This window comes from Streptomyces geranii (assembly GCF_002954775.1).
Lineage (GTDB): Bacteria > Actinomycetota > Actinomycetes > Streptomycetales > Streptomycetaceae > Streptomyces > Streptomyces geranii.
In genome coordinates, this window is record NZ_PJME01000013.1 from 1 (window position 1) to 18,620 (window position 18,620).

The following is an 18,620-nucleotide window of genomic DNA, read 5'->3' on the forward strand; positions in this document are numbered from 1 at the left end:
CGAAGTGGGAGGTGCTGGAGCGGTTGAACGCATACAGCATTCCGTGTGGGCCGATCCTGTCCACGAGGGAGATCATCGAGGACGCCTCGCTCGCCGCGAACGACATGATCGTCACGGTCGGGCATCCGGAACGCGGTGAGTTCACCACGGTCGGGAATCCCCTCAAGCTGTCCGACTCCCCCACCCGTATCACCACCCCGCCCCTCCTCGGCGAACACACCGAGGAAATCCTCATCGGCGAACTCGGCCTGACAGCGGACGAGTTGCCGCTCCTCAAGGCACAGGGCGTGATCTGACCGCCGACGGCCGACGCGGATGCCGACGCCGTTCCGTTCTGCCTCGTTCCGCCCCGTTCCGTCCCGAGTGAGGGAGCCCAGCATGTCCACTCACGCACCCCGTTTCACCACCGAGGCGGTCACAGACCGGCTCGTGGAGTCCAACCGTGCCTACGCCGCCGGGTTTTCCGACCCCGGTATGGGCGCCCGCCCGGTCCTGCGCGTGGCCGTCGTGGCCTGCATGGACGCCCGGATCGATCTGCACGCCGCCCTGGGACTGGAGTTGGGCGACTGCCACACGATCCGCAACGCCGGTGGCGTCGTCACCGACGACACCATCCGTTCTCTGACGATCAGTCAGCGTGCGCTCGGTACCCGCAGTGTCGTTCTCATCCACCACACAGGCTGCGGTATGCAATCCCTGACCGAGGACTTCCGGCACGAACTGGAGCTGGAGGTCGGCCAGCGGCCGGCCTGGGCGGTGGAGGCCTTCCGGGACGTCGACCAGGACGTACGGCAGTCGATGCAGCGCGTACGCACCAACCCGTTCCTGCCGCACACGGACGACGTCCGGGGCTTCGTCTTCGACGTGGCGACCGGGCTGCTGCGGGAGACGGACCCACGCCCCGGCGTCGTAGGCGATCACTCCGAAATCTGAAGTCCGAAGGGGGCAACCCGTGTCGTACCGCACCGCTCTCACGGAAGTACTCACTCGCGCTGTCGCGCCCTGCGCCGAACTGACCGCCCTGGAGGGCAGGTTCCCCCGTGGCGCGGTGACGGCCTTCGGGGCGACCGGGCTGCTGGGGCTCACCGTCTCCACCGAGTTCGGCGGCGCCGGACTGGGGCTGCCGGAAGCCGCCGAGGTGGTGGCGCGGACGGCCCGGGTCTGCCCGGCGACAGCGGCCGTACTCCGGTCCCACTACACGGCGGTCGCCGTCATCGAGGCGTACGGCAGCCCCTGGGTGCGCGGCGAGGTCGCCGTCGGCCGCCACCTCGGCAGCCTCGCCCTCACCGAGGACGCCACCGGCGGACTGGATACGGAGGCCCAACTGCGCCTGCCGCGCGGCACGGCCGTGCGCTCCGGTGGCGTGGTCGCCCTGCGCGGGCACAAGCGCGGGGTCGTCGCGGCAGGGGAGGCCGACAGTTACGTCTGGTCCTCCCGGCCGCTCGGCACACCCGACGGGCTGACCCTCTGGGGCGTCCCGGCACACGCCCCCGACCTGTTCGTGCCTGCCTGGCCCGACGCGACCGGGCCACCCGGCAGCTCCACGTCCACCGTGTTCGCCGACCCGGTGCTCGTGCCCGCCGAGGCGAGGCTCGGCACGGACGGCGCCGGGTTCGACATCGTGCTCGGTACGGTCCTGCCGTGGCTGCTCGAACTACGGGCCGCCGCCGACACCCAGGCCTACCACCTCACGCCCGTCGGAGTCCGGACCGCAGAATCCCTCGCGCCGTCCTGAACTCCGGCCTGGCAAAAGCCCGTTCGGCTGCCTCGGCCGAAGTCGCTTTCGGTCGAGGCCAGTTCTGGAAGAGTCTGGTCGAGGTCAGCTCTGGCCCGCTCCTGCGGCGATCTGCTTGCGGTAGAACTCGGCCGTCCGCTCGGTGTGCTTGCGCATGACCTCGCCCGCGCGGTCCGGGTCGCCCTTCTCGATGGCCTTGATGAGCTGCGTGTGCTCGTTCCAGGCTTCCTTGCCGCGGGGCTTCGCGATGGGCGTGTAGTACCAGCGCACCTTCTGGCCCACCTGCGAGAGCATCTCGGCCAGTACGTCGTTCGCGGCCAGGGACGTGACGTACGCGTGCAGGGCCGTGTTGGCCGCGACCAGGCGCTCGACGTCACCGGCGGCGAGCGCGTCGACGCCTTCGTTCTGCAGTTCGCAGAGCTGCTCGACGTCCTCGGACTTCGCGTTGCGGGCGGCGAGCTGGGCCGAGTAGGTCTCCAGCACCGAGCGCACACCGAGCAGTTGGGCGGCCTCTTCGGCGGTGGGGGAGTGGACGAAGGCGCCCTGCGCGGGCCGCAGGTCGACCCAGCCGGCGGTCTGCAGCCGCTGCAGCGCCTCGCGGACCGGCTGCCGGCTGACCCCGAGGTGTTCGGCGAGTTCGGCCTCGACCAGGTGCTGGCCGGGCTTGAGCGAGCCGTTGACGATCAGTTCGGTCAGCGCGTCGTACACGGCCTGGCGCAGTGGAGCCGGGCGGGTGACGCGCCGGGACGCTGCGGCTGTGAGTGCCTCGCGCATGGTTGTCCCGTTCCGCCGCCGGGCCGACGGCTTTGCCAAGAGAGGGGTCGTCGAGAGAGTTGCCGACAACGGTTTCAGCATACAGGTTTTGGTATGCAACATGGCGTGGTCTGTCGATCGTGGACCGCCTCCCCTGCGATGTTCCCCTCGATCGTGTGAAGCGGTGAAGCGCACTTGACGACCACTTGTCGTCTGTCGTCTGTATACAGAAGCCTGTATGGGGTATCGTCTCAGTCTCCTGCAACTTTCGCCGGGGACCGCGTTTCGGAAGGCGGAGCGAACATGACGACCAGCGGGAGCGATGTGACGGTCGAGAGTGTGGTCCGGAGGGTGGTGGCCGAGCATCGGGGCCGACGCGGCCCGCTGCTGCCCGTACTGCACGCGGTCCAGGCCGAGTTGGGCCATGTGCCGCAGGAGGCGATTCCGGTGCTGGCCGACGCGCTCAACCTCTCCCGGGCGGATGTCCACGGGGTGGTGACCTTCTACCACGACTTCCGCCGCGAGCCCGCGGGCCGCAACACGGTACGCATCTGCCGGGCCGAGGCCTGTCAGGCCCTGGGCGCCGACCGCCTCGTGAACTACGCGCGCGAGAGCGGACTGCCCCTGGGGGAGACGTCGCCGGACGGTTCGGTGACCGTCGAGCAGGTCTTCTGCCTGGGCAACTGCGCGCTGGGACCGTCGGTCGAGGCGAACGGACGGCTGCACGGACGGGTGAGCCCGGCCCGACTGGGCTCCCTCCTCAACGGCACGCGCGACGCGACGCTCAACGGGACGGTCTCCTCATGAACAACTCCGCTCACCCCGCCCACTCCACGGCGACGGTCTACGTCCCCCGCGACTCGGCGGCCAGGTCCGTCGGCGCGGACGAGGTCGCCGGTGCCCTCCAACGCGCCGCCACGCGCGGGGACTTCGCCATCGACGTCGTACGCAACGGATCGCGCGGCCTGCTCTGGCTGGAGCCGATGGTCGAGGTCGTGACCCCGCAGGGCCGCGTCGGCTACGGCCCGGTCGCCGCCGAGGACGTGGACGCGCTGCTCGCCGCAGGCATGCTGGACGGCGCCGAACACCCCCTGCGCCTCGGCCTGGTCGACGAACTGCCCTGGCTGGCCCGCCAGAACCGCGTCACCTTCGCCAGGGTCGGCGTGACCGACCCCCTGTCCCCACAGGAGTATGTCGAGCATGGCGGCCTCGCCGGACTGCGCGCCGCCCTGGACATGACGCCCGCCGACGTCGTCGCCCAGGTCACCGAATCCGGACTTCGCGGTCGCGGCGGCGCCGGATTCCCGGCCGGGATCAAGTGGAAGACGGTGCTGGACTGCGCCGACGAGCTGAAGTTCGTCTGCTGCAACGCCGACGAGGGCGACAGCGGTACCTTCGCCGACCGCATGGTCATGGAGGGCGACCCCTTCCTCCTCGTCGAGGGCATGACGATCGCCGCGTACGCGGTCGGCGCGAGCGAGGGGTACGTCTACGTCCGCTCCGAATACCCGGACGCCATCGCCACCTTGCGCGAGGCGATCGAACTTGCCCGCGAGCAGGGCTGGTTGGGCAAGAACATCCTCGGCTCCGCGCTCGACTTCGACCTGCATGTCCGCGTCGGGGCGGGCGCGTACATCTGCGGCGAGGAGACCTCGATGCTGGAGAGCCTGGAGGGGAAGCGGGGCATGGTCCGCGCGAAGCCGCCGATCCCGGCGATCGAGGGCCTGTTCGGCAAACCGACCGTGGTGAACAACGTCCTCACCCTGACCACCGTCCCGGTCGTCCTCGCGAACGGCGCGAAGGCCTACCAGGACCTCGGCGTCGGCCGCTCGCGAGGCACCCAGGTGTTCCAGCTCGGCGGCAACATCGCGCGCGGCGGCATCGTGGAGACCGCCTTCGGCATCACCCTGCGCGAGTTGATCGAGGACTACGGCGGCGGGACGCACACCGGGCGGCCGGTCCGTACAGTCCAGGTCGGCGGACCGCTCGGAGCGTATCTGCCGGAGTCGCTGTTCGATCTGCCCATGGACTACGAGGCGTTCGCCGAGGCGGGCGCGATGCTCGGGCACGGCGGGATCGTCGTCTTCGACGACAGCGTCGACATGGCGGCGCAGGCCCGCTTCGCGATGGAGTTCTGCGCCGAGGAGTCCTGCGGCAAGTGCACCCCCTGCAGAGTCGGTTCGGTGCGCGGGGTCGAGGTGATCGACAAGATCGTCGCCGGTACGCATCGCGACGAGAACCTCGCCCTGCTCGAAGACCTCTGCGACCTGATGACCGACGGATCGCTGTGCGCGATGGGCGGGCTGACCCCGATGCCCGTCCGCAGCGCCCTCACGCACTTCCCCGACGACTTCCTCGGCGGTCGTCGGCTCTTGGAGATCCACCCCGTACAGGCGAGCGGCGTGAGGACGGAGGGAACGGCATGACACTCCTCAAGGAACCGGACTTCGGCACCCCGGAACGGCCCGGCCCGGCAACGGTGTCGGTGGAGGTCGACGGCTTCCCGGTGAGCGTCCCCGAGGGCACCTCGGTGATGCGCGCCGCAGCCCAAACAGGCGTCGACATACCGAAGTTGTGTGCCACCGACAGCCTGGAGGCCTTCGGCTCCTGCCGGTTGTGCGTCGTCGAGATCGACGGCCGGCGCGGCACCCCGGCATCCTGCACCACACCGTGCGCAGACGGCATGAAGGTCAGCACCCAGACGCCGAAGGTGGAGAAGCTCCGCCAGGGCGTCATGGAGCTGTACATCTCCGATCACCCCCTCGACTGCCTCACCTGCCCGGCCAACGGCGACTGCGAACTCCAGGACATGGCAGGCGTGGTGGGGCTCCGGCAGGTCCGCTACGGCTACGAGGGCGCCAACCACCTCGAAGCGGAGAAGGACACCTCCAACCCCTACTTCGACTTCGACCCGTCCAAGTGCATCGCCTGCTCCCGCTGCGTACGGGCCTGCGGCGAGGTGCAGGGCACCTTCGCGCTCACCATCGAGGGACGCGGCTTCGACTCCAAGGTCTCACCGGGGGCGGGGGAGTCCTTCATGGACTCCGAGTGCGTCTCCTGCGGCGCGTGCGTCCAGGCCTGCCCGACGTCGACGCTCCAGGAGCGCTCGGTCGTCGAACTCGGCATGCCCACCAGGTCAGTTGTGACCACCTGCGCGTACTGCGGTGTCGGCTGCTCCTTCAAGGCCGAGCTGCGCGGCGACGAACTCGTGCGGATGGTGCCCCACAAGGACGGCGGCGCCAACGAGGGCCACTCCTGCGTGAAGGGCCGCTTCGCCTTCGGCTACGCCACCCATCCCGACCGCGTCCTCAAGCCCATGGTCCGCGATCGGATCACCGACCCCTGGCGCGAGGTCGAGTGGGAGGAGGCGATCGGCACGGTCGCCCGGCGCATGCGCGAACTCCAGGACCGGTACGGCACCAGCTCCGTCGGCGCCATCACCTCCTCGCGCTGCACCAACGAAGAGGTGTACGTCGTACAGAAGATGGTGCGCGCCGCCTTCGGCAACAACAACGTCGACACCTGCGCCCGCGTCTGCCACTCACCCACCGGCTACGGACTCAAGCAGACCTTCGGCGAGTCGGCGGGCACCCAGGACTTCCGTTCCGTGGCCGAGGCCGACGTCATCATGGTCATCGGCGCCAACCCCACCGACGGACACCCGGTGTTCGCGTCCCGCATGAAGCGACGCCTGCGCGAGGGCGCCAAGTTGATCGTCGTCGACCCGCGCCGCATCGACCTCGTACGCTCCCCGCACATCGAGGCCCAGCACCACCTCCAGCTCAGGCCGAGCACCAATGTCGCCGTCGTCAACGCCATGGCCCATGTGGTGGTCACCGAGGGCCTGGTGGACCGGCAGTTCGTGGACGCCAGGTGCGAGGACTTCGACGACTGGGCCGAGTTCATCGCCCGCCCCGAGAACAGCCCGGAGGCCGTCGAGCCGATCACCGGCGTACCGGCCGCCGAACTCCGGGCGGCGGCACGGCTGTACGCGACCGCGCCCAACGGAGCCATCTACTACGGCCTCGGTGTCACCGAGCACAGCCAGGGCTCAACCATGGTCATGGGAATGGCCAACCTCGCGATGGCGTGCGGCAACATCGGCCGGGACGGCGTCGGCGTGAACCCGCTGCGCGGCCAGAACAACGTGCAAGGCTCCTGCGACATGGGCTCGTTCCCGCACGAACTCCCCGGCTACCGCCATGTGTCGGACGACGCGGTACGCACCGTCTTCGAGAACCTCTGGGGCGGAACCCTCCTGGCCGAGCCGGGACTTCGCATCCCCAACATGTTCGACGCGGCGATCGACGGCACATTCCGCGGCCTGTTCGTGCACGGCGAGGACATCGCCCAGTCGGACCCCAACCTCAAGCACGTCACCGCCGCCCTCGAAGCGATGGAACTGGTCGTCGTACAGGACCTGTTCCTCAACGAGACCGCCAAGTTCGCGCACGTCTTCCTGCCCGGCGCCTCGTTCCTGGAGAAGGACGGCACGTTCACCAACGCTGAACGCCGGATCAACCGGGTGCGCGCGGTGATGAAACCGAAGACGGGCAAGCACGAGTGGCAGATCGTCAGCGAGATAGCCACCGCGATGGGTTACCCGATGGCGTACGACCATCCACGCACGATCATGGAAGAAATCGCCTCCGTCACACCGACGTTCACCGGAGTCTCCTTCGAGCTGCTCGACAAGCTCGGCAGCGTCCAGTGGCCGTGCAACGAGGCGGCGCCGGAGGGCACGCCCATCATGCACGTCGACGAATTCGTGCGCGGCAAGGGCAGGTTCGTGGTCACCTCCTACGTACCGACCAACGAACGCAGCACCCGCCGCTTCCCGTTGGTACTCACCACCGGACGCATCCTCAGCCAGTACAACGTCGGCGCGCAGACCCGCCGTACCGGCAACGTCGCCTGGCACCCCGAGGACATCCTCGAACTGCATCCGCACGACGCCGAGGACCGGGGCATCAAGGACGGCGACATGGTCACCCTGGCCAGCCGCGTCGGGCGTACGACGCTGCGGGCGGAGATCTCCGACCGGATGCCCACCGGCGTCGTGTACACCACCTTCCACCACCCCGTGACCGGCGCGAACGTCGTGACCACGGAGAACTCGGACTGGGCGACCAACTGCCCCGAGTACAAGGTGACCGCCGTACAGGTCGGCCTCGCGCGTCCGGAGCGACAGAGCGACACCGAGGCCACCGGCAACGACCTTGTCACGGTGGTGGATTGACATGACAGCGACCGTGCCGTCGGAGCGCAGGATGGCCAACGACATCGCCAGAAACCTCGGACACCTGCCGGGGGAGCGGGCCGCCGAGGAGATCGCCGGCCACATCGGCAGGTTCTGGGATCCGCGCATGCGTACCAGACTTTACGAGTTCGTCGACGCCGGAGCGGACGGGCTTGACCCCCTGGTGGTCGCCGCCGTGAAGCTCCTGCGCTGACCCGCCGCGTACGCTGACGGCCCCGGACGGAGAGGAGTCGTTCATGCTGTTCCGGCAGCTGGAGTACTTCGTGGCGGTGGCGAGGGAACGGCACTTCGCCCGGGCGGCGGAGTCCTGTTACGTGTCCCAGCCGGCGCTCTCGGCGGCGATAGCCAAGCTGGAACGGGAGTTGAACGTCACCCTCATCAACCGAGGGCACAACTACCAGGGCCTCACCCCGGAAGGCGAACGGCTCGTCGTCTGGGCCAAACGCATCCTCGCCGAACAGGACGCCTTCAAGGCCGAGGTGGCCGCCGTGCAGTCCGGCATCACGGGCACCCTGCGGCTCGGGACGGACCCCACGGCGTCCACGACCCTCGCACTGCCCGTGGCCGCCTTCTGCGCGGCGCACCCACTGGCCAAGGTGCAGGTCCGCTCCCGGCTGTCGACCAAGGAACTCCACCGCCAACTGCGGGACTTCGAACTGGACGTGGCCATCGCCCACTTCGACCCGGGCGACCTGGAGGGCCTCCAGGTCGTCCCCCTCTACCAGGAGCGGTACATGCTGCTGGTGTCCGACGACCAACTCGTCGCGCAGTCCGCCACCGTGACATGGGCGGACGCGGCCCAGCTCCCGCTCGCGCTCCTGACACCGGACATGCGTATCCGGCAGATTGTAGACACCGTGTTCGCGGAAAAGGGGTTCGTGGTGACCCCGCAGGTCGAGACGGACTCCATCGCCTCCCTCTACGCCCATGTGGGCGGCGGCGGTTGGGCGAGCATCGTGCCGCACACCTGGCTGCGCGCGATGCCGGTGGTCGGCCGGACGAGAGCGCTGCCGCTGGTCGACCCGGAGGCCGGCGCCCAGGTCTCGGTCGCGATCCACGCGGCCACGCCCGGCTCGGTCGCCGCCCGCGCTTTCGTCAACGCGGCCACAGGTCTGTCCCTGGACGACTTCTTCGCCCGCCCGCTGCCGACGCCGACCGAGCCCCGCGTGCGCTGAACTCCCCGTTCAGGGCGCGTACTTGGCCTGCACCGCCTTCCGGTCCAGTCCCCCCTTCGCGGTGTACGGCAGGTCGGCGACCACGTCGATCCGGTCGGGCACCGCGAACGCGGCGAGCCGGTCCCGGCAGTACCGCAGGATCTCGGCGGGCCCCACGCTCTCCCCCTCGCGCACGACGACCACGGCACCGACCAGCTGCCCATACACCGCGTCCGGCACGGCGAACACGGCCGCCTCCGCGACCCCCGGGCACCCGGCGAGGATGTCCTCGACATGCTCGGGCGAGATCTTCTCCCCGCCCCGGTTGATGAGGTTCTTGATCCGCCCGGTCAGCGACAGATAGCCGTCCTCGTCCAGCGTCCCCAGATCACCGGTCCGCAGCCACCCGCCGACGAAGGTGTACGTCGTCCCGTCCCGGTCGCCGAGATAGCCACGGGCGACGCTCGGACCGTGCACCCACACCTCGCCCTCGACGCCCACCGGACACGCCCGCCCGCTCCGGTCGACCACCCGCACCTCGACCCCGGTCGGCCGCCCGACCGACCCCTGCTTCAACTGCCCCCGCTGCGGCAGGGGTTCACTGGTCGCCTGGTGCGAGGACTCGGTCATCCCGTACGCGGACAGCAGCGGCGCACCGAACGTGCGCTCCAGCGCGCGCTGCGTCGCCGTGTTGAGGGGCGCGCTGCAACTCCGTACGAACTTCAGCGGAGGTGCCTGCGGCCCCGGGTACTCGCGCTCCGAACGGTCGAGCAGGATCTCGTGGATGGCCGGCACCGCGGTGAACCACGTGGCGTTCACGGCCCGCATGTCGTCCCAGAAGGTGCCGGCCGAGAACCGTCCCCGCCCGGGCAGCAGTACGCAGCCTCCGCTGGCCAGGGATGCCAGTAGTACCGCGAACAGTCCGTGGCCGTGGAAGAACGGCATCACCGCGACCGTCGCGTCGTCGGGGCCCAACTCGTAGGTGGTGCACACCCCTTGGACTGAGGCAGCCACGTTCGCGTGCGTCAGCGGGACCATCTTCGCCCGGTCGGTGGTCCCGGCGGTGAACAGGACGAGGGCGTCCCGATCCGTCAACTCGTCAGCCGCGCTGGGTACTTCGAGTGCCGTGCCGGTAGCTAGCGTGACCGACGCCGTGCCCGCCCGGGAGACCTCCACCCGCAGCGGCCACACCGGGACCGGCAGCGCGACCCCGTTCACCGGCGGCCCGACGAGCACCGCCCGCGCCCCCAACGCCACCAGCCGAGCCGAGAGTTGGGCCGCAGGCAACGCCGGATCCAGCGGAGCCAGCACCACCCCAGCCCGCGCCGCACCCAGCAACGCCACGACGAACTCAGCGGTGTTGGCACAGATCAGCCCCACCGCGTCACCGCGCCCCAGTCCCGCACGGCTCAGCCGGGCCGCCACATCGTCGGCCAGCGCGGCGAGCCCCCGGTAGGACAGAGGCACCCGCTCCCCGGTGACGACGAGAGCCCGGGCGTACGGGCGTTCACGCACCTGCCGGTCGAGGAGATCGGCCAGGCCCGTGACCGCCGGGGACCGGTACCGGTCGGTGTCGCGCACGGATGCCGCGGCCGGAACGGCCATGACCCCACCCCCTCGCGCCAGTTCTGACGGAACAGTCCTCTGCGAGCGTGGGGTGACCTGCGGTCGGCGTCCAATACGCGCTGGTGAACGGCCGATAGCAACTGTCTATCAAGGGAGTTGGTGGCCCCTCCACCTGCGGTCGATAGACGCTGTTTATCGGCTGGTCGCCGATGGGTCTTGGACGCGGCCCGGCGTGCTGCGGATGGTGAGAGAAGTAGCCGCTCCGGCAGGACCTGCCCAAGGAGGACCTCGGACCATGACCGCCCCCTCGCCCCTGGAGACCGCGGCAGCAGCCGACGTTCCGGCCGACGTCCCGACCGAACTCACCGACGGGTACCACCTGGTCGTCGACGCGCTGAAGATGAACGACGTCGACACCATCTACGGCGTGGTCGGCATCCCGATCACCGACCTGGCCCGGCTCGCCCAGGCCCAGGGCATCCGCTACATCGGCTTCCGGCACGAGAGCAACGCCGGACACGCGGCGGCTGCGGCCGGCTACCTCACCAAGAAGCCCGGCATCGCGCTGACCGTGTCGGCTCCCGGCTTCCTCAACGGCCTGGTCGCGCTGGCGAACGCGACCACCAACTGCTTCCCGATGGTGCAGATCTCCGGCTCCAGCGAGCGCCACCTCGTCGACCTCAAGCAGGGCGACTACGAGGAGATGGACCAACTCGCCGCCGCCCAGCCCTTCGTGAAGGCCGCCTACCGGGTCAGCCGCGTCGAGGACATCGGCCGGGGCATCGCCCGCGCCCTGCGCACCGCGATCTCCGGGCGCCCCGGCGGTGTCTACCTCGACATCCCCGCCGCCGTCCTCGGCTCCATCCTGCCCGCCGAGGAGGGCGCGAAGACGCTGAGCCGTCTCGTCGACCCCTCGCCGCGCCAACTCCCGGCGCCGGAGGCCGTGGACCGGGCGATCGAGCTGCTGGCCGCCGCCGAACGCCCGCTGGTGGTGCTGGGCAAGGGTGCCGCGTACGCCCAAGCGGACGCCAAGGTCCGGGAGTTCATCGAGTCGACGGGCATCCCGTACGTACCGATGTCGATGGCGAAGGGCCTGCTGCCCGACGACCACCCGCAGTCCGCGGCCACCGCGCGTTCCCTGGCGCTGAAGAAGGCCGACGTGGTGATGCTGATCGGCGCCCGCCTCAACTGGCTGCTGGGGCATGGTCAGACGGGGTGGAACCCCGACGCCAAGTTCGTCCAGATCGACATCGACCCGAAGGAGATCGACAGCAACCAGCCCATCGCCGCCCCGCTCGTCGGCGACATCGAGTCGGTGCTCGACGCCCTCGCCGAGCGGACCAAGCCCGGCCAGATCGCGGCCCCTTCGGCCTGGCGCGAGGAGCTGGGCGCCCGCTCGGCGCAGAACGTCGCCAAGATGGCCATACGGCTGGAGGCCGACCCGCACCCCATGCAGTTCATGGGCGCCCTCAAGGCCGTACGCGATGTCGTGCGCGCGCGCCCGGAGACGTACATCGTCAACGAGGGTGCCAACGCGCTGGACATCGCGCGCAACGTCATCGACATGCACGTACCGCGCCACCGTCTCGACAGCGGCACCTGGGGCGTCATGGGCATCGGTATGGGGTATGCGATCGCCGCCGCCGTCGAGAGCGGGGCGCCGGTCGTCGCCGTCGAGGGCGACAGCGCCTTCGGGTTCAGCGGGATCGAGATCGAGACGATCTGCCGCTACAAGCTGCCCGTCGTCACCGTGATCATGAACAACGGCGGGGTCTACCGGGGCGACGACACCAACCCGTACGACGACGCGCCCTCACCCACGACCCTCATGTCGGCGGCCCGACACGACCTGCTCATCGAGGCGTTCGGCGGCAAGGGCTACCGCGCCACCACGCCCGCCGAGGTAACCGCCGCGCTCACCGAGGCACTTGCCTCCGGCGGACCGGCGCTCATCGACTGCGTGATCGACCCCTCGGCCGGCACCGAGAGCGGCCACATCTCGCACCTCAACCCCAAGGGCATCACCGTCGGCAACATCACGCCGGCCAAGAAGTGACCACGCAACTTCACGAAAAGGAAGCTGACATGAGTGAAAAGCCGCTCGCCGGAATCAAGGTGATCGACTTCACCGGGGTCCAGGCCGGCCCCGCCTGCACCCAGTTGCTCGCCTGGTTCGGCGCCGACGTCCTGAAGGTGGAGCGCCCCAACGGCGGCGACGTCACCCGCAAGCAGCTGCGGGACATCGAGGACCTCGACGCGCTGTACTTCACGATGCTCAACAGCAACAAGCGCTCCCTCGCCATCAACACCAAGACCCCTGAAGGCCTTGAGGTGTTGGAGAAGCTGATCACCGACGCCGACGTCCTGGTGGAGAACTTCGCGCCGGGCGCCCTCGACCGGATGGGCCTGACCTGGGACCGTATCCAGGAACTCAACCCACGCCTGATCTTCGGCTCGGTCAAGGGCTTCAACGACGACTCGTCCTGGAACGACCTCAAGGTCTACGAGAACGTCGCCCAGTGCGCGGGCGGAGCCGCCTCCACCACCGGCTTCTGGGACGGCCCGCCGACCATCTCCGGCGGTGCCCTCGGCGACACCAACACCGGGATGCACCTGGCGATCGGCATCCTCACCGCGATCATCGACCGCAACAAGACGGGCAAGGGGCAGAAGGTCTCCGTCTCCATGCAGGACGCCGTGCTCAACCTCTGCCGCGTCAAGCTGCGCGACCAGCAGCGCTTGGAGCGGGTCGGCTATCTGGAGGAGTACCCGCAGTACCCCAACGGGGAGTTCACAGACGTCGTACCGCGCGGCGGCAACGCGGGCGGCGGCGGGCAGCCCGGCTGGGTGCTCAAGTGCAAGGGCTGGGAGACCGATCCGAACGCCTACATCTACTTCACCGTCCAGGAGCAGAACTGGAAGCGCACCGCCGAGGTGATCGGCCGCCCCGAGTGGGCCGCGGACCCGGAGTACGCCACCGCGCGCGCCCGCCAGTCGCACATCTTCGAGATCTTCGAGGAGATCGAGAAGTGGCTCGCGGACAAGACCAAGTACGAGGCCGTGAACATCCTGCGCGAGTGGGAGGTGCCCTGCGCCCCGGTGATGAGCATGAAGGAACTCGCCTACGACGAGGACCTGCGCAGGAGCGGCACGGTCGTCGAGGTCGAACAGAAGGGCCGCGGTACGTATTTGACGGTCGGCAGCCCGGTGAAGTTCTCCTCGTTCAAGCCGGACATCGCCGGTGCTCCGCTGCTGGGCGAGCACAGCTCCGAGGTGTTGGTCGAGCTGGGCTATGACGAGGAGACGATCGGCCGGCTGAAGGAGAGCGGGGTCATCGTCTGACACCTGGACGACGACGCGGAAGCGGCCGTGGCCTTCGGGCCACGGCCGCTTCGGCTTCCTTGTCGTCCGGCGCCGCTCAGACCGCGGCCTTCGCCTCGGTCTCGGCCCGCCGCCGCATCAACTCGCGCTCCCGCTCGCGGCGCGCGGTGACGTCCCGGATGACCGCCCCGACGTACGTGCTGCCGTCCGGGCCAGGCAGCAGGGCGACGCTGAACTCGATGGACAGCTTCCGGCCGTCCGCCGCCAGCGCGGGGACGTTCAGCAGATCCGCGTCGCCGTACTTGGTCGTCCCGCGCGCCATGGCCTCCTCGAAGCCGTCCCAGTGCCGCTTGCGATGCCGCTCGGGGATGATGACGTCCAGACTGCGGCCGTCCACGTCAGCCGCCGAGAACCCGAAGATGCGCTCAGCGCCCCGGTTCCAGAAGCGGATCAGTCCTTCGCCGTCGATGATCACTATGCCGTCGGGCGCCTGGGCGGCCATTCCCAGCACCACCTCGGGATTCAGATCTTCCATGTCGCCTCCGTGCAGGGGCAGTTGGATACTGAACGCATACAGGGAGACAGTATACAGATGATGTGTATACGAAATCCATCTCCATCGGGATCGACATCAGGCGGCGGTCCCGAGTGCGAGGAGGTCGCTGATGGCGTGGACGGTCCGAAGGGTGGGGACGTCGACGCCGGTGACGTCGGCCAGTTCGATGACGGCGGTCAGCAGGACGTCGAGTTCGAGGGGTTTCCCGCGTTCGAGGTCCTGGAGCGTGGAGGTGCGGTGGTCGCCCACCTTCTCGGCGCCCGCGAGCCGGCGTTCGATGGAGATGCCGACCCGGCAGTCGAGGGCCTCGGCGACGGCCAGGGTCTCCTCCATCATGGTGTGGATGACCTGGCGGGTGCCGCCGTGGTGGCACATCTCGCGCATCGTGGCGCGCGCGAGGGCGCTGATCGGGTTGAAGGAGATGTTGCCGAGGAGCTTGAGCCAGATGTCGTTGCGCAGTTCGGGCTCGACGGGACACTTGAGGCCACCGGCCCGCATGGCCTCGCCGAAGGCCTGGCAGCGCGGGGAGATGGAGCGGTCCGGCTCGCCGATGGAGAACCGGGTGCCCTCCAAGTGCCGCACGACGCCCGGCCCTTCGAGTTCGGTCGCCGCGTAGACGACACAGCCGATGGCGCGCTCCGGCGCGAGTACGGCACTGACCGCACCGCCCGGGTCCACACTCTCGATGAGCCGGCCGTCGTACGGGCCGCCGTGGCGGTGGAAGTACCACCACGGGATGCCGTTCTGGGCGGCGATGACAGCGGTGGACCCGTGCAGCAGTGGCTCGATGAGCGGCCCGCACGCCGCGTACGAGTTGGCCTTGAGCCCGAGGAAGACATAGTCGACGGGGCCGATGTCGGCCGGGTCGTCGGTGGCGTGGGCGTGCGCGGTGAAGTCACCGCGGGGACTGAGGACCCGTACGCCGTGCTGCCTCATGGCCGCGAGGTGCGGTCCACGGGCGACGAGGTGGACGTCGGCGCCTGCTTGGTGCAGGGCGGCGCCGACATAGGCGCCGATGGCTCCGGCGCCGAGGATGGCGACTTTCACTGGATGGCGCTCCGTTCGGTCGAGGGTGTACCGCGGAACTGTCGAATGTCGAAAACTGTCGACGAAATATTGTCTACAGGATGTAGGTGATGCCAGCAAGGGTTCGGAACGGCAGCTGGACGGCAGCTCGGGCCGCGTGAGCCGGCTCTCCGGTCGTTTGTGCGCCGTAGACTGTAGACGAAAGGCAATCCATACTGACCTTCCGGCTGCTCTGCCCGGCGCTGCCCCAGGAGGACCGTGATGCCCTCGACGACAGGACTGCCCCAGGGCGCGGTGCCCAGGCTCGAACGCCCCGGCCCGTTGCGGGACCGCGTCTACGAGGCGCTGCTCGAACTGATCACGACCCGCGCCCTGCAGCCCGGTGGGCACCTGGTCGAGAGCGAACTCGCCGGACACCTCGGCGTCTCCCGCCAGCCGGTGCGTGAGGCGCTCCAACGGCTGAGCGCCGAGGGCTGGGTCGACCTGCGCCCCGCCCAGGGCGCCTTCGTGCACGAGCCGACGGAGGCGGAGGCCGACCAACTCCTCACCGTACGAACCCTGTTGGAGGCCGAGGCGGCCCGCCTCGCCGCGGCCAACGCGAGTGCCGCGGCCGTCACCTTGCTGGAGGAACTGTGCGCGGAGGGCGAGCGCGCGGTCGCCGCCGACGACGTGGACGGCGCGGTGGCGACGAACGCCCGCCTCCACGCGAAGGTCATGGAACTCGCCGGCAACACCGTCCTCGCGGAGCTGGCGGCACAGGTCGGCAGAAGGGTCCGCTGGTACTACACGCCGGTGGCCCGCCAGCGTGGCCGCCAGTCATGGATCGAACACCGTGAGCTGATCGCCGCGATAGCGGACGGCGACGAGCGCAGGGCGACGGAGGTCATGCGGGCGCACACGGAACACACCCGGAAGACGTACCACGAACGGGAGAGACAGCAGGTGGGCGGGTGGTGACCGTTTCGTTGCCCGGGGTGAGAGATATGCAGGTGAAAGCCACTCTGAAAGCTTGGTATTGTTGTCCGTGTCGCTGCGGGGAGCACTCCCGGCGGCGGCAGACACCTGGTCCGGGTGGCGGAATGGCAGACGCGCTAGCTTGAGGTGCTAGTGCCCTTTATCGGGCGTGGGGGTTCAAGTCCCCCCTCGGACACTTTGTTCTATTTTTTTCTGTGAACGCGGATGGTGCCGACCGGATTCCGGTCGGCACCATCCGTGTTTTGTCACGCTCGCTGCCAGGACTCCCCGCCGTCCCCCTGCGCGGCCTGCGCGACGACCGCCGCCACGACGGCCGGGCGGGCGATGAGTTGTGAGGTGGGTCATGAGCTGTCAGACGGGCGCTGCGACGAGGATCGTGGCGACGGACCGTTTGTGCAGTCCGGCCGCCAGGTACGCCATTTCCACGAAGGTGCCGACCAGACCGACCCCGCTCAGCTCGGCGGCCAGCAACCGGGCCTCACCCAGCGACAGTTGGCGCGTCTCGCGCAGGGCGCGCAGGACGGGTACGAGACCAGTCTCCTTGTCCGCCAGGCGGAGCCGAGCGGCCCCGTGCTCGGCCAGCAGCGCCTGCCTGATCTCTTCCGGAGACGGGCCCGCTCCCGTCTCGCACCAGGCGGCGGGGCAGGTCTGGCACCAGCCTTCGACGCCCCAGCACAGCTGCTCCCCTTCGATGAACTGACCGACGTCGCGGACGAGCACGCCACCGCAACCGGTGCACGGCGAGGTGACGTTCGCTCCCTGGGTGATGGTGATCAATCGGTGCGCCCTCCGCGTGCGGCTGAGCCCTGGTGGTGCTCGGACGGGCTCAGCCGCACGGTCGTTCTCAGTCCCGCAACCGTTCTCAGTCCCGCAACCGGTCGATCTGCCGCAGCTTGTTCGTCGCGTCCAGTGCCGCCACCTTGTAGGACTCCGCGAGCGTCGGGTAGTTGAAGACCGCGTTGACCAGGTAGTCGACCGTGCCGCCGCAGCCCATCACGGACTGGCCGATGTGGATCAGCTCCGTCGCTCCCGTGCCGAAGCAGTGCACGCCGAGGAGTTTGCGGGTCTCCGGGCAGACCAGGAGCTTGAGCATGCCGTGGGAGTCGCCGATGATCTGGCCCCTGGCCAGTTCGCGGTAGCGGGAGATGCCCACCTCGAACGGGATGCTGTCCTCGGTGAGTTGGTCCTCGGTGCGGCCGATGAAGCTGATCTCGGGGATGGTGTAGATGCCGATGGGCTGGAGGTTGTGCATCTGGTCCACCGGCTCACCGCACGCGTGGTACGCCGCCGCCCTGCCCTGTTCCATCGAGGTCGCGGCGAGGGCCGGGAAACCGATGACGTCGCCGACGGCGTAAATGTGCGGCACCTCGGTGCGGTAATGCTCGTCGACCGTGATCCGGCCGCGTCGGTCCGCCGACAACCCGGCCTTGTCCAGGGTGAGTTCGTCGGTGAGGCCCTGGCGGCCCGCCGAGTACATCACGGCGTCGGCGGGGATCTTCTTGCCGCTCTCCAGGATCGTGAGGGTGCCCCGGGGGTGGCGTTCCACCGCCGCGACCGTCTCGCCGAAGCGGAAGGTGACGGCCAGGTCCCGCAGGTGGTACTTGAGCGACTCGATCACCTCGACGTCGCACATGTCGAGCATCCCGGCCCGCTTCTCCACCACCGTGATCTTGCTGCCGAGTGCGGCGAACATACTGGCGTATTCCATCCCAATTACACCCGCACCGACTATGACCATGGAACGCGGGACCCGTTCCAGGTTGAGCACGTTGTCCGAGTCCAGGACGGTCTGCTGGTCGAACTCGACGCTGTCCGGGCGGGCCGGCCTGGTGCCGGTGGCGATGACGATGTGCTCGGCGCTCAACAGCCTTTCGTTGCCGTTCACTTCGGTCAGCGCCACGGTGTGGTCGTCGACGAAGCGGCCGGTGCCGGCGAACAGGGAGACATGGTTGCGGGACAGCTGGCTGCGGATGACGTCGACCTCGCGATCGACCACGTGCTCGGTGCGCGCGGTCAGGTCGGAGACGGTGATGTCCTCCTTGAGGCGGTAGCTCTGGCCGTACAGATCGCGCTGGGTGAGGCCGGTGAGGTAGAGAACCGCCTCGCGCAGGGTCTTGGAGGGGATGGTGCCGGTGTGGATGGAGACCCCACCGACCATGTCGGGGCGGTCGATGACGGCGACCCGGCGGCCGAGCTTGGCCGCCGCGATGGCAGCCTTCTGGCCGCCCGGGCCGGATCCTATGACAAGCATGTCGAAGTCGGGCACCCTGGTGA

At 69.1% G+C, this 18,620-nt stretch carries 17 protein-coding genes and 1 tRNA gene; 12 read left to right on the forward strand and 6 right to left on the reverse strand.

Going from position 1 to position 18,620, the window contains the following annotated elements; all coding sequences use genetic code 11:
* The 3 genes from CW359_RS19135 to CW359_RS19145 form a co-directional block, all read left to right on the forward strand.
* Positions 1–296 (forward strand): CoA transferase (locus CW359_RS19135; protein ID WP_198655288.1); only part of this gene is annotated, 296 nt, incomplete at its 5' end.
* 82 nt (positions 297–378) lie between these two features.
* The gene (locus tag CW359_RS19140; protein WP_105971180.1) at positions 379–933 is read left to right on the forward strand and encodes a beta-class carbonic anhydrase; all 555 of its coding nucleotides are present in this window, start codon (positions 379–381) and stop codon (positions 931–933) included.
* Between the two features lie 19 nt (positions 934–952).
* Positions 953–1,735 carry an acyl-CoA dehydrogenase family protein gene (locus CW359_RS19145; protein ID WP_105971181.1) on the forward strand — a complete coding sequence of 261 codons (783 nt, stop codon included), beginning with the start codon at positions 953–955 and terminating at the stop codon, positions 1,733–1,735.
* A gap of 84 nt (positions 1,736–1,819) precedes the next feature.
* Here CW359_RS19145 and CW359_RS19150 read toward each other — a convergent pair whose 3' ends face one another.
* Positions 1,820–2,509 carry a GntR family transcriptional regulator gene (locus CW359_RS19150; protein ID WP_198655289.1) on the reverse strand — a complete coding sequence of 230 codons (690 nt, stop codon included), beginning with the start codon at positions 2,507–2,509 and terminating at the stop codon, positions 1,820–1,822.
* Between the two features lie 282 nt (positions 2,510–2,791).
* Here CW359_RS19150 and CW359_RS19155 point away from each other — a divergent pair, with 282 nt between their 5' ends.
* From CW359_RS19155 to CW359_RS19175, 5 genes are read left to right on the forward strand one after another with little or no spacing between them, the layout of a single operon-like run.
* Positions 2,792–3,295 carry a formate dehydrogenase subunit gamma gene (locus CW359_RS19155; protein WP_105971183.1) on the forward strand — a complete coding sequence of 168 codons (504 nt, stop codon included), beginning with the start codon at positions 2,792–2,794 and terminating at the stop codon, positions 3,293–3,295.
* A complete protein-coding gene (locus CW359_RS19160) occupies positions 3,292–4,914 on the forward strand; it encodes a formate dehydrogenase beta subunit (RefSeq protein WP_105971184.1) in 1,623 nt (540 codons plus the stop codon). Before CW359_RS19155 ends, CW359_RS19160 begins: the two co-directional genes overlap by 4 nt.
* The gene (gene fdhF / locus CW359_RS19165; RefSeq protein WP_105971185.1) at positions 4,911–7,727 is read left to right on the forward strand and encodes a formate dehydrogenase subunit alpha; all 2,817 of its coding nucleotides are present in this window, start codon (positions 4,911–4,913) and stop codon (positions 7,725–7,727) included. Before CW359_RS19160 ends, fdhF begins: the two co-directional genes overlap by 4 nt.
* A gap of 1 nt (position 7,728) precedes the next feature.
* The gene (locus CW359_RS19170) at positions 7,729–7,941 is read left to right on the forward strand and encodes a formate dehydrogenase subunit delta (protein ID WP_232838468.1); all 213 of its coding nucleotides are present in this window, start codon (positions 7,729–7,731) and stop codon (positions 7,939–7,941) included.
* Between the two features lie 43 nt (positions 7,942–7,984).
* Positions 7,985–8,923, forward strand: a complete 939-nt coding sequence (locus CW359_RS19175; RefSeq protein ID WP_105971186.1) for a LysR family transcriptional regulator — start codon at positions 7,985–7,987, stop codon at positions 8,921–8,923.
* 9 nt (positions 8,924–8,932) lie between these two features.
* Here the strand turns inward: CW359_RS19175 and CW359_RS19180 are convergent, their stop codons facing one another.
* Positions 8,933–10,507, reverse strand: a complete 1,575-nt coding sequence (locus CW359_RS19180; protein ID WP_105971187.1) for a FadD7 family fatty acid--CoA ligase — start codon at positions 10,505–10,507, stop codon at positions 8,933–8,935.
* Positions 10,508–10,763: 256 nt separating this feature from the next.
* On the opposite strand from CW359_RS19180, the gene oxc reads away from it, so the two are divergent.
* Both oxc and frc read left to right on the forward strand, forming a co-directional pair.
* Positions 10,764–12,524, forward strand: coding sequence for an oxalyl-CoA decarboxylase (gene oxc / locus CW359_RS19185; RefSeq protein WP_198655290.1), 1,761 nt, complete (start codon positions 10,764–10,766; stop codon positions 12,522–12,524).
* A 29-nt stretch (positions 12,525–12,553) separates the two neighbouring features.
* Positions 12,554–13,810 (forward strand): formyl-CoA transferase, encoded by a 1,257-nt coding sequence (frc, locus tag CW359_RS19190; RefSeq protein ID WP_105971188.1) that lies wholly within the window; start codon positions 12,554–12,556, stop codon positions 13,808–13,810.
* Positions 13,811–13,886: 76 nt separating this feature from the next.
* On the opposite strand, the gene CW359_RS19195 is transcribed toward frc, so the two are convergent.
* Together CW359_RS19195 and CW359_RS19200 are read right to left on the reverse strand one after the other, a co-directional pair.
* Positions 13,887–14,324, reverse strand: a complete 438-nt coding sequence (locus tag CW359_RS19195) for a PAS domain S-box protein (RefSeq protein WP_105971189.1) — start codon at positions 14,322–14,324, stop codon at positions 13,887–13,889.
* A 96-nt stretch (positions 14,325–14,420) separates the two neighbouring features.
* Positions 14,421–15,392, reverse strand: coding sequence for a 2-dehydropantoate 2-reductase (locus tag CW359_RS19200; RefSeq protein ID WP_105971190.1), 972 nt, complete (start codon positions 15,390–15,392; stop codon positions 14,421–14,423).
* Between the two features lie 240 nt (positions 15,393–15,632).
* Between CW359_RS19200 and CW359_RS19205 the strand changes: the two genes are divergently transcribed.
* Both CW359_RS19205 and CW359_RS19210 read left to right on the forward strand, forming a co-directional pair.
* Positions 15,633–16,328: a GntR family transcriptional regulator gene (locus CW359_RS19205; protein ID WP_105971191.1), complete on the forward strand. Its 696-nt coding sequence runs from the start codon at positions 15,633–15,635 to the stop codon at positions 16,326–16,328.
* Positions 16,329–16,436: 108 nt separating this feature from the next.
* Positions 16,437–16,521: transfer RNA gene (locus CW359_RS19210), tRNA-Leu, on the forward strand.
* 176 nt (positions 16,522–16,697) lie between these two features.
* Here the strand turns inward: CW359_RS19210 and CW359_RS19215 are convergent.
* Complete coding sequence (locus CW359_RS19215) at positions 16,698–17,123, reverse strand: hypothetical protein (RefSeq protein ID WP_232838469.1); 426 nt, start codon at positions 17,121–17,123, stop codon at positions 16,698–16,700.
* Positions 17,124–17,208: 85 nt separating this feature from the next.
* Complete coding sequence (sthA, locus tag CW359_RS19220) at positions 17,209–18,612, reverse strand: Si-specific NAD(P)(+) transhydrogenase (RefSeq protein ID WP_105971192.1); 1,404 nt, start codon at positions 18,610–18,612, stop codon at positions 17,209–17,211.
* Between the last annotated feature and the right edge of the window lie 8 nt (positions 18,613–18,620).

Bases quoted from the DNA above. Each gene is read 5' to 3' on its own strand.
- CW359_RS19140 (WP_105971180.1), top strand. From the start codon at position 379: ATGTCCACTCACGCACCCCGTTTCACCACCGAGGCGGTCACAGACCGG.
- CW359_RS19150 (WP_198655289.1), bottom strand. From the start codon at position 2,509: ATGCGCGAGGCACTCACAGCCGCAGCGTCCCGGCGCGTCACCCGCCCG.
- CW359_RS19155 (WP_105971183.1), top strand. From the start codon at position 2,792: ATGACGACCAGCGGGAGCGATGTGACGGTCGAGAGTGTGGTCCGGAGG.
- CW359_RS19160 (WP_105971184.1), top strand. From the start codon at position 3,292: ATGAACAACTCCGCTCACCCCGCCCACTCCACGGCGACGGTCTACGTC.
- fdhF (WP_105971185.1), top strand. From the start codon at position 4,911: ATGACACTCCTCAAGGAACCGGACTTCGGCACCCCGGAACGGCCCGGC.
- CW359_RS19170 (WP_232838468.1), top strand. From the start codon at position 7,729: ATGACAGCGACCGTGCCGTCGGAGCGCAGGATGGCCAACGACATCGCC.
- CW359_RS19175 (WP_105971186.1), top strand. From the start codon at position 7,985: ATGCTGTTCCGGCAGCTGGAGTACTTCGTGGCGGTGGCGAGGGAACGG.
- CW359_RS19180 (WP_105971187.1), bottom strand. From the start codon at position 10,507: ATGGCCGTTCCGGCCGCGGCATCCGTGCGCGACACCGACCGGTACCGG.
- oxc (WP_198655290.1), top strand. From the start codon at position 10,764: ATGACCGCCCCCTCGCCCCTGGAGACCGCGGCAGCAGCCGACGTTCCG.
- frc (WP_105971188.1), top strand. From the start codon at position 12,554: ATGAGTGAAAAGCCGCTCGCCGGAATCAAGGTGATCGACTTCACCGGG.
- CW359_RS19195 (WP_105971189.1), bottom strand. From the start codon at position 14,324: ATGGAAGATCTGAATCCCGAGGTGGTGCTGGGAATGGCCGCCCAGGCG.
- CW359_RS19205 (WP_105971191.1), top strand. From the start codon at position 15,633: ATGCCCTCGACGACAGGACTGCCCCAGGGCGCGGTGCCCAGGCTCGAA.